10 protein-coding genes and 1 other annotated feature are annotated in these 13,616 nt (G+C 44.3%); all 10 genes read left to right on the top strand.

Annotation, left to right across the window (positions count from 1 at the left end; genetic code table 11):
• The first annotated feature begins 113 nt into the window (after positions 1-113).
• The 10 genes from lon to QT716_RS06330 all read left to right on the top strand — a co-directional run bounded on the left by lon (position 114) and on the right by QT716_RS06330 (position 13,536).
• On the top strand, positions 114-2,432 hold the full coding sequence (lon, locus tag QT716_RS06375; protein ID WP_317935213.1) for an endopeptidase La: 2,319 nt from the start codon (positions 114-116) through the stop codon (positions 2,430-2,432).
• Positions 2,429-3,022 carry a ribosome biogenesis GTP-binding protein YihA/YsxC gene (gene yihA, locus QT716_RS06370; protein ID WP_317935212.1) on the top strand — a complete coding sequence of 198 codons (594 nt, stop codon included), beginning with the start codon at positions 2,429-2,431 and terminating at the stop codon, positions 3,020-3,022. Before lon ends, yihA begins: the two co-directional genes overlap by 4 nt.
• 253 nt (positions 3,023-3,275) lie before the next feature.
• Positions 3,276-4,640, top strand: coding sequence for a glutamyl-tRNA reductase (hemA, locus tag QT716_RS06365; RefSeq protein ID WP_317935211.1), 1,365 nt, complete (start codon positions 3,276-3,278; stop codon positions 4,638-4,640).
• An 88-nt stretch (positions 4,641-4,728) separates the two neighbouring features.
• Complete coding sequence (gene ccsA, locus QT716_RS06360) at positions 4,729-5,559, top strand: cytochrome c biogenesis protein CcsA (protein WP_317935210.1); 831 nt, start codon at positions 4,729-4,731, stop codon at positions 5,557-5,559.
• 59 nt (positions 5,560-5,618) lie between these two features.
• A complete protein-coding gene (hemC, locus tag QT716_RS06355) occupies positions 5,619-6,551 on the top strand; it encodes a hydroxymethylbilane synthase (RefSeq protein ID WP_317935209.1) in 933 nt (310 codons plus the stop codon).
• Positions 6,541-7,305, top strand: a complete 765-nt coding sequence (locus QT716_RS06350; RefSeq protein WP_317935208.1) for a uroporphyrinogen-III synthase — start codon at positions 6,541-6,543, stop codon at positions 7,303-7,305. Before hemC ends, QT716_RS06350 begins: the two co-directional genes overlap by 11 nt.
• Complete coding sequence (gene hemB / locus QT716_RS06345) at positions 7,305-8,288, top strand: porphobilinogen synthase (RefSeq protein WP_317935207.1); 984 nt, start codon at positions 7,305-7,307, stop codon at positions 8,286-8,288. The genes QT716_RS06350 and hemB overlap by 1 nt, the downstream gene beginning before the upstream one ends.
• Positions 8,285-9,574: a glutamate-1-semialdehyde 2,1-aminomutase gene (gene hemL, locus QT716_RS06340; RefSeq protein WP_317935206.1), complete on the top strand. Its 1,290-nt coding sequence runs from the start codon at positions 8,285-8,287 to the stop codon at positions 9,572-9,574. Before hemB ends, hemL begins: the two co-directional genes overlap by 4 nt.
• Positions 9,575-9,695: 121 nt before the next feature.
• Positions 9,696-10,361 (top strand): hypothetical protein, encoded by a 666-nt coding sequence (locus tag QT716_RS06335; RefSeq protein ID WP_317935205.1) that lies wholly within the window; start codon positions 9,696-9,698, stop codon positions 10,359-10,361.
• Between the two features lie 235 nt (positions 10,362-10,596).
• Positions 10,597-10,824, top strand: a binding site (T-box leader).
• 63 nt (positions 10,825-10,887) lie between these two features.
• Positions 10,888-13,536, top strand: a complete 2,649-nt coding sequence (locus tag QT716_RS06330) for a valine--tRNA ligase (RefSeq protein ID WP_317935204.1) — start codon at positions 10,888-10,890, stop codon at positions 13,534-13,536.
• Positions 13,537-13,616: the final 80 nt, after the last annotated feature.

Below are 13,616 nucleotides of genomic sequence, written 5' to 3'. Positions count from 1 at the left end.
GAAGCTGACTTAGTGGAGGCGCGTTTGTGCTGAAAGGGTCAGCTTTTTCCTCATTTTGCTTATTGTGCTGCATACATAGAATAGGGTAAATTAAATATGGAGGTGACGATTCGATGGTCTTAAAACATAATATTCCGCTTCTTCCGTTAAGGGGCATTTTGATATACCCAACAATGACGTTACATATTGATGTGGGACGAGAGCGTTCCGTATTTGCAATTGAACATGCAATCGCCAATAATAATTTGATTTTCCTGGCAACTCAAACGGATATTAATGACGAGGATCCTGAACCTGAGGATTTGTATCACTTAGGTACACTCGCGTTGGTAAAGTCGATGACTCAATTACCGAATGGTACATACCGTGTGTTAATAGAAGGCTTGAACAGAGCAGAATGGACGGATTATGAAGAAGCAGATTTATATCCTGTTGTAACGGTGAATGAATTCGAGGATATAACTGAGGTAGATGCAGAGTCTGAAGCACTTATGCGCACGCTTCTTACTTACTTTAAAAAGTATACTAAGATTTCTAAAAGGATTTCTGAAGACTCTTATGATTCTGTTGCAGCAATTACTGAGCCGGGAAGACTTGCTGATACAATCGCGTCTCAATTGCCACTGAAAATCAGAGCAAAACAGGACCTGTTGGAAACTCTAAATGTAAACGATCGATTAGAATGGCTAATTACTCGGTTATATAACGAACAAGAAGTGATGGATCTTGAACAAAAGATCAACGAACGTGTTCGTGAAGCAATGGAACGAACGCAAAAAGAGTTTTATCTGCGTGAGCAGATGAAAGCGATACAGACTGAACTTGGAGATAAAGACGGGAAAGGTTTAGAAGTCGAGTCACTTCGTGAGAGAATCGCTGCATCAGGAATGCCTGAAGATGTCATGGTGACTGCTGAACGTGAACTCGATCGTTATGAGAAAATCCCTGCAGCAGCTGCTGAGAGTGGTATTATCCGCTCCTATATTGACTGGCTTGTTTCACTGCCCTGGTCAAATGCTTCGAAAGATCAACTGGATCTCAATCGTTCGGAACAAATTCTCGAACGCGATCATGAAGGTCTTGATTCAGTGAAAGAACGGATCCTTGAATTTTTATCAGTCCGTCAATTGACTAAGTCTCTTCGCGGACCTATCCTTTGTATCGAAGGACCGCCGGGGGTAGGAAAAACTTCTTTGGCCAAGTCCATTGCGGAATCGTTGGACCGTACTTTCGTCCGAATTTCGCTTGGCGGTGTTCGTGATGAGTCTGAAATAAGAGGACATCGAAGAACGTATGTAGGCGCGATGCCTGGACGCATTATTCAAGGTATGAAAAAAGCGGGTACAATTAATCCAGTATTTTTACTTGATGAAATCGACAAAATGTCAAATGATTTCAGAGGGGATCCTTCATCGGCGATGTTAGAAGTACTGGATCCTGAGCAAAATGGTACGTTTAGTGATCATTACATAGAAGAGCCATATGACCTTTCGAATGTGTTGTTCATTGCAACTGCGAATGATTTAAGTGCTATTCCTGGACCGTTACGTGACCGTATGGAGATCATTTCAATTGCGGGTTATACAGAACTTGAAAAGACAGCTATTGCAGCCAATCACTTGATTCCTAAACAGCTGAAAGAACATGGGCTTACTAAAACACAAGTGAAATTCCAACAGCCTGCAATCTTGGATATCGTCCGATATTATACGAGAGAAGCGGGAGTTCGTTCACTTGAACGGGAAATCGCGCGAGTATGCAGAAAGTCAGCTCGGCTAATTGCGGTTGGCAAAAAGAAGAGTTTGACGATTAGTACGCGCACATTGGAAAGTTTTCTTGGCAAGAAGAAGTTCAGCCACGGACAAGCGGAATCGACAAACCAAATTGGAGTAGCAACTGGACTTGCCTATACTGCAGTAGGCGGGGATACCTTGCAAATTGAAGTCTCACTTTCACCTGGTAAGGGTAAACTGATCTTAACGGGTAAATTAGGGGATGTCATGAAAGAATCCGCCCAAACGGCGCTGTCCTATGTCCGTTCTCGAGCGGAAAGTCTTGGAATCGATTCTTCATTTTACGAAACGAAAGACATACACATTCACGTTCCTCAAGGAGCTGTGCCAAAAGATGGTCCATCTGCTGGTGTGACAATTGCGACAGCGCTTGTTTCAGCGCTGACAAATCGTCCGATCCGACGTGAGGTTGGAATGACTGGAGAAATTACGCTGCGTGGACGTGTGCTGCCAATTGGCGGTTTGAAAGAAAAGACATTGAGTGCGCATCGCGCCGGATTACGTGTTATTATTTTACCTAAGGAAAACGAACGAGATATCGATGACGTCCCTGAAGAAATTCGTCAGGAGTTGTCGTTTAAATTGGTGGACGACGCCGAGGAAGTCTTGAATATCGCATTGGAGGAACAAAAATTATGAAAGTGCACAACGTAGAAATGGTGATGAGTGCTGTCAGACCGGAACAGTATCCGGAAGACGGCTACCCAGAATTTGCACTTGCAGGACGCTCAAACGTTGGTAAATCTTCTTTTATCAATAAAATGTTAGGTCGCAGAAATATTGCCCGAACATCTTCTAAACCAGGAAAAACACAGACATTGAACTTCTATAAGATAGAAGAACAGCTCTTCTTTGTGGACGTGCCTGGGTATGGATATGCTAAAGTATCCAAATCGGAAAAAGAAAAATGGGGCGGTATGATCGAACAGTATTTAACTGGCCGTGAACCCCTTGTCGCAGCAATTCAAATTGTGGATATCCGTCACGCACCTTCTGCAGACGATATCAACATGTACAATTTCTTTGTCCACTACAACATCCCCGCGATCGTAATCGCGACAAAAGCGGATAAGATTCCTAAAGGGAAATGGGAAAAGCATAAGAAAATCGTGCGTGAGACATTAAATATGCTGGGCGATGATCCACTCTATGTGTTTTCATCTGAAAAAGGTCTTGGTGTTGACGCTGTTTGGGAAGAAATCGAAAGCAGAATGACATTACCTGAGTAATTTAGGGTATTCATGAAGCAGAGGAGCAGTTATCCCTCTGCTTCTCTTTTATGTCTTGCTACGTTGAATTAAGATTGTTATTTATTTCTAAAATCGTTCCAGTGGAATACATAAGGTTTTTACTTTATAATTATTATAAAGAGAGACGATAATGTCTACTCGTTCATACGTTGTTCATAAATAATACAGGCACTCGACACATAATATGTTATACTTATGAGCAGGAAATAGACGCGAAAGGTGTGAGCACCTAGTGAAACTACTCGCTATTGGAGTCAATCACAGGACAGCGCCGGTAGAGATCAGAGAAAAACTTTCGTTTAATGAATCTGATCTGCCGCTCGCTATGGAGACTTTACAAAATACAAAAAGCATATTAGAAAATATTATCGTTTCAACGTGTAACCGGACTGAAATCTATGCGGTAGTAGACCAGTTGCATACGGGACGTTTTTATGTGAAAAACTTTTTGGCGGAATGGTTCAAACTTCCGTTAGAATCCTTTACCAATCATTTGATCATTAAAGAAGAGGACGATGCGATTGAGCATTTGATGTCCGTTACTTCTGGAATCGATTCAATGGTTCTTGGTGAGACTCAAATTCTTGGCCAAGTGAGAACGAGTTTCTTAAAGGCGCAAGAGATTGGGACAACAGGTACGGTTTTTAACGAACTCTTTAAACAAGCCATTACTGTCGCAAAACGTGCACATGCTGAAACTTCAATAGGTGAAAATGCGGTATCTGTATCGTATGCTGCTGTAGAGCTTGGTAAAAAGATTTTTGGTTCACTTAAAAACAAGCACATTGCCATACTAGGTGCAGGTGAGATGGGTGAATTGACGATTAAAAACTTGCAAGGCAGCGGTGTTGGCAAGATTACCGTACTGAATCGTACGTTTTCAAAAGCCGAGGAGTTGGCATCTCAATTCTCAGGTAATGCGAAGTCGCTTCAAGAATTGCAGTGTACACTTTTGGACGTTGATATTTTAATTAGCAGTACAGGTGCTAAGGACTATGTAATTGACTACGAACTCATGCAGTTTGTCGAACGTCTGCGTAAAGGCCGTCCGCTTTTCTTGGTAGATATTGCGGTACCGCGCGATATGGATCCGCGTATCGGAGATTTACCGAACATGTTCTTGTATGATATTGACGATATGCATGGCATCGTGGAAGCGAACTTAGAACAGCGTAAGCATGCTGCAGCGGAAATTCAAACCATGATCGCTGCTGAAGTAGTTCTTTTTAAAGAATGGATTGCAACGCTTGGCGTCGTGCCGGTAATTACTGCACTGCGCAAAAAAGCACTTGGAATTCAAGCGGAAACAATGGCAAGTATTGAAAACAAAATGCCCGACTTGACGGATCGTGAGAAAAAAGTGTTGAGCAAACATACGAAATCCATTATTAATCAGCTGCTGAAAGAACCGATTTTACAAGCGAAAGAATTAGCAACTGATTCAAAAGCATCCGAGAAATTAGAGTTGTTCCAATCGATCTTCGGAATTGAAGAAGAGGTAGAACAAGAAAAAAACTTACAGGCACAACAGCAAAAAGCGGAACAGGGAGCCGGTGCTTCCCAAACGACCGGATTGCAGCCTGATATGACATATTGAGTGTATCCAAACAAGTCATTTCCCATCCCGCTTATTTAATCGGACGATGCGGAAGTGGCTTTTTTGACAGAAAGGCAGAGATTGGCCTATGGTTGACTTGACAATGGCACGGCTTCAGGAACTAATGTTAATTCTGTACGCCGTCAGCCTGATTTTTTATTTTGTGGATTTCTTAAACAAAGACACACGAGCACAGCGTATTGCGTTTTGGCTCACGGCCATCGTGTTTGTCATGCAAACGGGTTTTCTGCTGCAGGCGATTCTCGAAACGAAACAGCTACCCGTTCTTTCGCTCTATGAAGGGATCTATTTCTTTGCTTGGATTCTGATTGCACTTTCGTTAGGCATTCAAGTCGTGTACCGTTCGAGTTACGCTGGTTTCTTTTTAAATGTGATTGCGTTTTGCTTTATGACAATCCATATATTTGCACCCACGCAGTTAAACGAAACTGGAGTAGGGGATTCGCTCGTTTCCGAATTGTTATTCATCCATATTACATTTGCAATTCTTTCTTATGCTGCATTCACTATGGCGTTTGTATTCGCGATTTTGTACTTGCTCGTCTATAATTTGTTGAAGAAGAAGAAATGGACTTCGCAATTTAGTCGACTGCCTTCGCTACAGCATGCCATGACGGGCATGAAATCATCGATATATACAGGAATTCCTGTCTTGCTTGTGAGTTTGATATTAGGGATCCAATGGGCCTATACAGCACTATCAGATTGGACCGTTTTTGACATTAAAATTGTTGGTTCCTTCTTGCTTCTGCTTGTATATAGTGCATTATTGTTCTTGAATAGAAGTGGGAAAGTGAAATCCACTGATTTTGCATGGGGAACAGTGATCGCATTTGTTCTCATCATTATTAACTTCTTCTTAGGCAGTAAACTGTCCCAATTCCATTTTTGGTTATAAGGTAGAACTAGGTTAGAGTTAGATAATATGAATTAGTTATTTTAGGAAGGAAGAGTTCATTGAGAAAAATTATTGTAGGTTCACGGAGAAGTAAGCTTGCGTTAACACAAACAAACTGGTTCATCGACCAATTGAAAGCTGCGGGTGTTCCGTTTGAATTTGAAGTGAAAGAAATCGTGACTAAAGGGGATCGTATTATTGACGTCCAGCTTTCTAAGGTCGGCGGTAAGGGATTGTTTGTAAAAGAAATTCAACAAGCCTTGTTCGACAAAGAAATCGACTTTGCCGTACATAGTATGAAAGATATGCCTTCCGTATTGCCAGAAGGCTTGATAGTCGGATGTATTCCGAAACGTGTGGATCCTCGTGATGCGTTCATCTCAAATGGAGATGTGGCGTTCAAAGATTTACCACAAGGCGCTGTTGTCGGAACGTCTAGTCTGCGCAGAAGTTCGCAGTTACTACTATTGCGCCCGGATCTTGAGATTAAATGGATTCGCGGGAATATCGATACACGCCTGAAGAAGATGCAGGACGGGGAATATGATGCAATTCTACTTGCCGCATCCGGTCTAAAACGGATGGGCTGGGGCGATGATATTATTACAGAATACATGAACTTGGAAGATTGTATCCCTGCAGTAGGTCAAGGCGCGCTTTCAATCGAATGCCGTTCAGACGATCAGGAATTATTAGCTGAACTTGCAAAACTGAATGACGAGCAGACATTCACAGAAGTCGAAGCTGAGCGTACGTTCTTGCGGGAAATGAATGGATCTTGCCAAGTTCCAATTGGCGGCTATGCGACGATGCATGACGATGGAATTGAATTAACGGGCTTCATAGCGGCTCCAGATGCTTCAGAAGTATATCGTCATACAGCAAAAGCAAAAACTGCCGTTGAAGCAGGTAAAATCGTTTCTGATGTGTTGCGTAAAGAAGGGGCTGCAGAAGTCATTGAACGTGTGAAGGCTGAAATGGATGGACAGTAAGCAGCCTTTACGCGGCGAAACCGTAATTTTTACGAGCACTAAAAAGTCAGAAGAACCGTTTGACCTGGTTAAACGGTATGGCGGAACACCAGTTTCGCTCCCGCTTATTAAGACAAGGGAACGTTTTGCATCAGATGATGAAACACAACTAGAATTTGCGACTTCGTATGATTGGCTTATTTTTACGAGCCAAAGTGCGGTAGCTGCGTTTGAACAAAAAATGGAACGTTTTAACAAAGATGCGAGTGCCTTTAACGTGAATGTAGCCGCAGTGGGCGATAAAACCGCAAATGCGTTGGAGCGAATCGGCTTTCGTGTGGACTTTATTCCACAAGTGTTTAGCGCGGACGTTTTTGTGAAGCAGTTTAATCCTGAAGGGGAATCACTGCGAGCACTTTTTATCAAAGGCAACTTGGCTGGAACGTTAATAACGACTGAATTATCCCTGACAGTGGATGAATGGACGATCTATGAAACGCTTCCTGAAACTTCTCATGCAGATGAAATTGTTGAGCTTGTGAAAGCTGAACCTTCTGTTTCTATCTTGTTTGCAAGTCCATCAGCAGTTGCTGTTTTTAAAGACCGAGTCGTCCCGTCTCTTAACTGGACAGGCTATACCATTGGTGCAATTGGCCATATTACGGAGCGGGCGCTGCAAGAAGCAGGGGCGTCTGTTACCGTCATGCCTGAAACGTATACATTACCTGAACTCGTGCAATCTCTTGCCGAGTCGAAAAGGAAGGAACTGATTTGATGAATAACTTAAACTTCCGCCGGCACCGTCGGCTTCGCAGCACAGCTGGAATGCGTGCAATGGTTCGTGAAACACAACTTCAAGCGACAGACTTCATATATCCAATTTTTGTTATTGAAGGCGAAAATGTAAAAAATGAGATTCCTTCAATGCCAGGCATCTATCAACATTCGATGGATAACCTTGCTGAAGAGCTCGATGAAGTAGTACGACTCGGTATTCCTTCCGTTATCTTTTTCGGCGTCGTGACAGAAAAAGACGCTGTCGGCAGTGGTGCGTACCACGACCACGGGATTATTCAGGAAGCGATTCGATTGTCCAAAGAACGTCATCCAGATTTGCTAGTCGTTGCAGATACGTGTCTATGTGAGTACACGGATCACGGTCATTGCGGCGTTATCGAAGGAGAGCGCGTGCTTAACGATCCTTCACTTGAATTACTTGTGAAAACAGCGGTATCCCAAGCGAATGCAGGAGCGGATATCATCGCGCCTTCTAACATGATGGATGGATTTGTTGCAGCGATTCGTCTTGGATTGGACGAAGCAGGATTTGAGGAGACGCCAATTATGTCTTATGCGGTGAAGTATGCATCTGCATATTATGGTCCATTCCGAGATGCTGCCGATTCAACTCCTCAATTCGGAGACCGTAAAGCGTATCAAATGGATCCAGCGAATCGAATGGAAGCATTGCGTGAAGCGGAATCGGATATTGCAGAAGGTGCAGATTTCCTAATCGTTAAACCGGCATTATCTTATTTGGATATTTTACGTGATGTGAAAAATAATACGCTGCTGCCGATGGTTGCATATAACGTCAGCGGAGAGTATGCAATGGTGAAAGCTGCTGCACTCAATGGCTGGGTAGATGAACAGCGTATTGTGCTCGAAACGTTGACAAGTATGAAACGTGCAGGTGCTGACCTGATCATGACCTATCATGCAAAAGATGCTGCGCGTTGGTTGGAGGAGACAAAATGAGAGACTATACAAAATCGCAAGCTGCTTTTAAAGAAGCGGTAGAACTAATGCCGGGCGGGGTGAACTCACCTGTTCGCGCGTTCAAGTCTGTTAACATGGACCCGATCTTCATGGAAAGCGGAAAAGGCGCAATCATTACGGACATCGATGGCAACGAATACATCGATTACGTCTTATCATGGGGACCGCTGATTTTAGGACATGCTGAAGAAGGCGTGGTATCTGCAATTCAACAAGCTGCAGTGAAAGGCTCGAGTTTCGGAGCGCCGACATTGCTTGAGAACGAATTAGCAGAACTCGTAATTGACCGTGTACCATCGATTGAAATGGTTCGCATGGTCTCTTCAGGTACAGAAGCAACGATGAGTGTTCTGCGTCTGGCACGTGGATATACGAAACGCAATCTGATTTTGAAATTCGAAGGCTGCTATCACGGCCACGGCGATTCTTTATTGATAAAAGCCGGATCTGGTGTTGCAACTCTTGGACTTCCGGATAGCCCGGGGGTTCCTGAAGGTGTTGCGAAAAATACCATTACAGTTCCTTATAATGATTTAGAAAGCTTGAAAGTTGCGTTCAAAGAGTATGGCGACGATCTTGCAGGAGTTATCGTTGAGCCGGTGGCAGGCAACATGGGCGTTGTTCCTCCTCAGCCTGAGTTCCTACAAGAACTGCGCAAGTTGACGGAAGAAAACGGGACATTGCTTATTTTTGACGAAGTCATGACCGGTTTCCGTGTTGGCTACAATTGTGCTCAAGGGCACTTTGGTGTGACGCCTGATTTAACGTGCCTTGGCAAAGTAATTGGCGGCGGTCTTCCTGTTGGTGCTTACGGTGGAAAGCGCGAAATCATGGAACACATTGCTCCGGCAGGTACGGTGTATCAAGCAGGTACGCTCTCAGGAAATCCACTAGCTATGACTGCAGGAATTGAAACATTGAAACGTTTGAATCCAGAATCATATGATCATTTCATGAAGCTAGGCGATCAGCTGGAAGAAGGATTCCGGGCTGCGGCAACTGCAAATAATATTCCTCATACAGTGAATCGTGCAGGATCAATGATTGGTTTCTTCTTTACAAACGAAGAGGTGATCGATTATGAGTCTGCCAAAACATCGGACTTGAAATTGTTTGCTGAATACTACCGTTTGATGGCGGAAGAAGGAATCTTCTTACCACCATCGCAGTTTGAAGGAATGTTCCTTTCTTCTGCACATACGGAAGCACATATCGCAAAAACAGTGGAAGCATTCCACAAAGTTTTCGGTCAGTTGAAGAAGTAAATAAGTAAAACAGCCTTTCATGAAGCGGATCCGCTTTTGGAAAGGCTGTTTTTCTTTGGGCATTGTTCTGTTAAGTGGAACGCTGTCATATACTACCTGTATAAAAGGAGGCGGCAGAACAATGGAACCAACACAGTGGACATTATCGGAAACGTTTCAGTTTCCTGCAGAATATGGGAAAGCGGTTTCTGCGCAAGAAGTGAATGTGACAGCGGGTTATACAGAACAAGAAACTGAGGATGCAGTCCGATTATCGGGTGTGTATCTTGTGAAAGCGAATGTCACCTTTGATGGAGAAGGACAAGAAAAAGACAGCCTGTCTGAAGCGGTATTGATAGACGATGTCGATGTTGAAGAACAAACAGGTTATTTTGAGTACGCAGTTCCCTTGCTCGTCGATTTTCCTTCCAGCGGAGGAAACTTTGAAGCAAAAGTAATCGATGCAACGGCATCCGCTACAGATGATGGCGGGTTAGTGGTTATGTGGACTGTAGAAGCCTTTCAAAAAGAAATACAACAGCCCGCAGCAACAGCAGCTGTTGAAGAAGCAACTGTGGAATCACAAGATACTGCCGTTGCGTATCAAGAAATCCCTACTGCAGAACAAAGTGAAACAGCTGAAGCGGCTGAACAGGTTGCGCATTATACGGATGATGACAGTTCCAGTTCGGCACGCTTCACAGCGATAGATTCTGTAAGTGATAACGAAATGGTAGGGTTTTTTAGCAATTTGGAAGACGATGTAACCGTCACAACATTTCGGTTAAATGATGTTTTTGTGGAATAGGAAGCAACATCCGCAAAGAACACAGAAGAGTAAAAAGTCTCCTGTCGTTGGAATGATCAATAGTCGGATCAGCTGAAAACAAGAGATTGGGATAATAATCATTTTACCGTAAAAACGACATTTTCTGAGCCATGGGGGGAGCAAGTAAGGATTGTAGCCTCTTCTCATAACACCATCCTTTCACAGCGGGCTTGACGGGTACGCTCTGCATCCGGTAAACTATGGGTAACAGGATAGTGATGCAGTGAGCGGGAGAGTAGATCGGTCGACATTTTTAGAGAGGGTCCGCATGGTGCAAGGACCTATTGACGACAGTTTGAAGGTCACCCGTCAGCAGTTTTCGTGAACATTTTTTCAAGTAGCGAAAGCCGGTTAGAAGCCGTTATTTTCATTGAGGCAGCATGTGTTTTTTGCATGGCTGCAAATAAAGGTGGTACCGCGAACTAACTCCTTCGTCCTTTAACGACGAAGGGGTTTTTTGTGTTCCATCAAACATGTAAGTCGAACTACACGAGGAGGAATTGTGATGACGGAAAAAGAGCAGTTGGAGATGCCGACTAAGTATGATCCCCGTTCGATTGAGATGGATCGGTATGAATGGTGGTTGAAGGGTGAGTATTTTAAAGCGCAGCCCGAGAGTGGGAAAGAGCCATATACGATTGTCATTCCGCCACCGAATGTGACCGGTAAATTGCACTTAGGGCACGCTTGGGATACGACGCTTCAAGATATCTTGATTCGTATGAAGCGTATGCAGGGATGTGATGCATTATGGCTTCCGGGTATGGACCATGCGGGTATTGCAACGCAAGCGAAAGTGGAAGAAAAGCTTCGTGCCAATGGGCAAACACGTTATGATCTAGGACGCGAAAAATTCCTGGAAGAAACGTGGAAATGGAAAGATGAATACGCTGGCCATATTCGCGAGCAATGGGCGAAAATGGGTCTTGCCCTTGACTATTCACGCGAGCGCTTTACGTTGGATGAAGGACTTTCACGTGCAGTGCGCGAAGTGTTCGTGAAGTTGTATGAGAAAGACTTAATCTACCGTGGTGAGTACATCATTAACTGGGATCCAGCGACGAAAACGGCTTTGTCAGATATCGAAGTGATCCATAAAGATGTAGCGGGTGCTTTCTATCATATGCGGTACCCACTCACAGATGGAACTGGAACTATTGAAATTGCGACAACCCGCCCAGAAACAATGCTTGGGGATACGGCTGTTGCAGTTCACCCTGACGACGAGCGCTACCAGCACTTAATCGGAAAAACAGTGAAGCTGCCAATTGTTGGACGTGAAATTCCGATCGTAGCAGATGATTACGTTGAAATGGATTTCGGAAGCGGTGCAGTTAAGATTACACCAGCACACGACCCGAATGACTTTGAAATCGGAAATCGTCATGACTTGCCGCGCGTTCTTGTGATGAATGAAGATGGATCCATGAATAACTTAGCTGGCAAGTACGAGGGAATGGACCGTTTCGAATGCCGTAAAGCAATCGTCAAAGATTTACAGGACATGGAAGTGTTATTTAAAATCGAGGAGCACAAACACTCTGTGGGTCACTCAGAGCGTAGCGGTGCAGTTGTCGAGCCGTATTTGTCTACACAATGGTTCGTTAAAATGCAGCCTCTTGCTGAAAAAGCGATTGAATTGCAACAAGCTGAAGGAAAAGTAACATTCGTTCCGGAACGTTTTGAGAAAACATATTTGACTTGGATGGAAAATGTCCACGACTGGTGTATCTCCCGCCAACTATGGTGGGGCCACCGTATTCCAGCATGGTACCATAATGAAACAGGTGAAGTGTTCGTAGGAGAAGAAGCACCTGTAGACGTTGAAAACTGGCATCAGGAAAATGACGTGCTCGATACGTGGTTCTCGTCTGCGCTATGGCCGTTCTCGACTATGGGCTGGCCGGACACGGAAGATCCTGAGTTCAAACGCTATTATCCTACAGATGCTCTTGTTACAGGATATGACATCATCTTCTTCTGGGTGTCTCGCATGATCTTCCAAGGGATTGAGTTTACCGATCAGCGTCCATTCAAAGATGTGCTGATTCACGGTCTGGTTCGCGCAGAAGACGGCCGCAAAATGTCGAAGTCACTCGGTAACGGTGTGGATCCGATGGATGTCATCGATCAGTACGGTGCCGACGCATTGCGTTACTTCCTAGCTACAGGATCTTCTCCTGGTCAAGATCTTCGCTACTCGACTGAAAAAGTTGAAGCCATCTGGAACTTTGCCAACAAAATCTGGAATGCTTCCCGATTTGCGCTGATGAACATGGAAGGCTTGAAATATGAAGAAATCGATTTGTCCGGAGAACGCTCTGTTGCAGACGACTGGATTTTAACTCGTCTCAACGAAACAATCGACTCTGTAACAAAACTATCCGATCGCTATGAATTCGGTGAAGTCGGCCGCGCGCTTTATAACTTCATCTGGGATGATTTGTGTGACTGGTATATCGAGATGGCGAAGTTGCCATTGTATGGAGAAGATGAAAAAGCGAAGCATATGACGCGTTCAGTGCTTGCGTATGTTCTTGATAATACAATGCGTTTGCTGCACCCATTGATGCCATTCATTACAGAAGAGATCTGGCAGAACTTGCCGCACGAAGGCGAGTCAATCACAGTTGCGGCATGGCCGGTTGCAGATGCTGCACTTACGAACGACGAGCGTTCAGGTCATATGAAGTTATTGACGGACGTCATCAAAGCGGTTCGTGCAATCCGTGGGGAAGTGAATACGCCGATGAGCCGTCAAGTACCGCTGTACATTTCTGCGAAAGACGAAGCGACAGTTGACGTGCTAGATGAAAACTGGGCGTACTTGGAAAAGTTCTGTAATCCGGAGACTCTCCAAATCGGAGTGGATATCCAAGCCCCGGGCAAGTCGATGTCTGCAGTTGTTACAGGTGCAGAACTCTTCATGCCGCTCGAAGGCTTACTCGATATCGACGAAGAAATTGCGCGTCTCGGTAAAGAGCTCGACAAATGGGCAGGTGAAGTGAAACGTGTTCAAGGCAAATTGTCCAACGAACGGTTCGTTTCCAAAGCACCACAGTCTGTTGTCGACGAAGAACGTGCCAAAGAAGCGGACTATCTCGAAAAACACGCAGCTGTTCAGCGCCGCATCGAAGAATTGAAAGAGATTTAAAGGAGGAAGGGCTTTCTAGCGAAAGCCCTTTTTGCTTTGTTTAGAGAAGTGCATGGGGTGTAGGTAGAATGCTCATAAAT

This window comes from Sporosarcina aquimarina (genome assembly GCF_033253705.1).
GTDB classification, from domain to species: Bacteria; Bacillota; Bacilli; order Bacillales_A; family Planococcaceae; genus Sporosarcina; species Sporosarcina aquimarina.
This window is presented reverse-complemented; position numbering and strand designations above follow the sequence as displayed.

What these genes read in the sequence shown, in the direction of transcription:
- ccsA (WP_317935210.1), top strand. Translation starts at nt 4,729, where the DNA reads ATGGTTGACTTGACAATGGCACGGCTTCAGGAACTAATGTTAATTCTG.
- yihA (WP_317935212.1), top strand. Translation starts at nt 2,429, where the DNA reads ATGAAAGTGCACAACGTAGAAATGGTGATGAGTGCTGTCAGACCGGAA.
- QT716_RS06350 (WP_317935208.1), top strand. Translation starts at nt 6,541, where the DNA reads ATGGACAGTAAGCAGCCTTTACGCGGCGAAACCGTAATTTTTACGAGC.
- lon (WP_317935213.1), top strand. Translation starts at nt 114, where the DNA reads ATGGTCTTAAAACATAATATTCCGCTTCTTCCGTTAAGGGGCATTTTG.
- QT716_RS06335 (WP_317935205.1), top strand. Translation starts at nt 9,696, where the DNA reads ATGGAACCAACACAGTGGACATTATCGGAAACGTTTCAGTTTCCTGCA.
- QT716_RS06330 (WP_317935204.1), top strand. Translation starts at nt 10,888, where the DNA reads ATGACGGAAAAAGAGCAGTTGGAGATGCCGACTAAGTATGATCCCCGT.
- hemL (WP_317935206.1), top strand. Translation starts at nt 8,285, where the DNA reads ATGAGAGACTATACAAAATCGCAAGCTGCTTTTAAAGAAGCGGTAGAA.
- hemB (WP_317935207.1), top strand. Translation starts at nt 7,305, where the DNA reads ATGAATAACTTAAACTTCCGCCGGCACCGTCGGCTTCGCAGCACAGCT.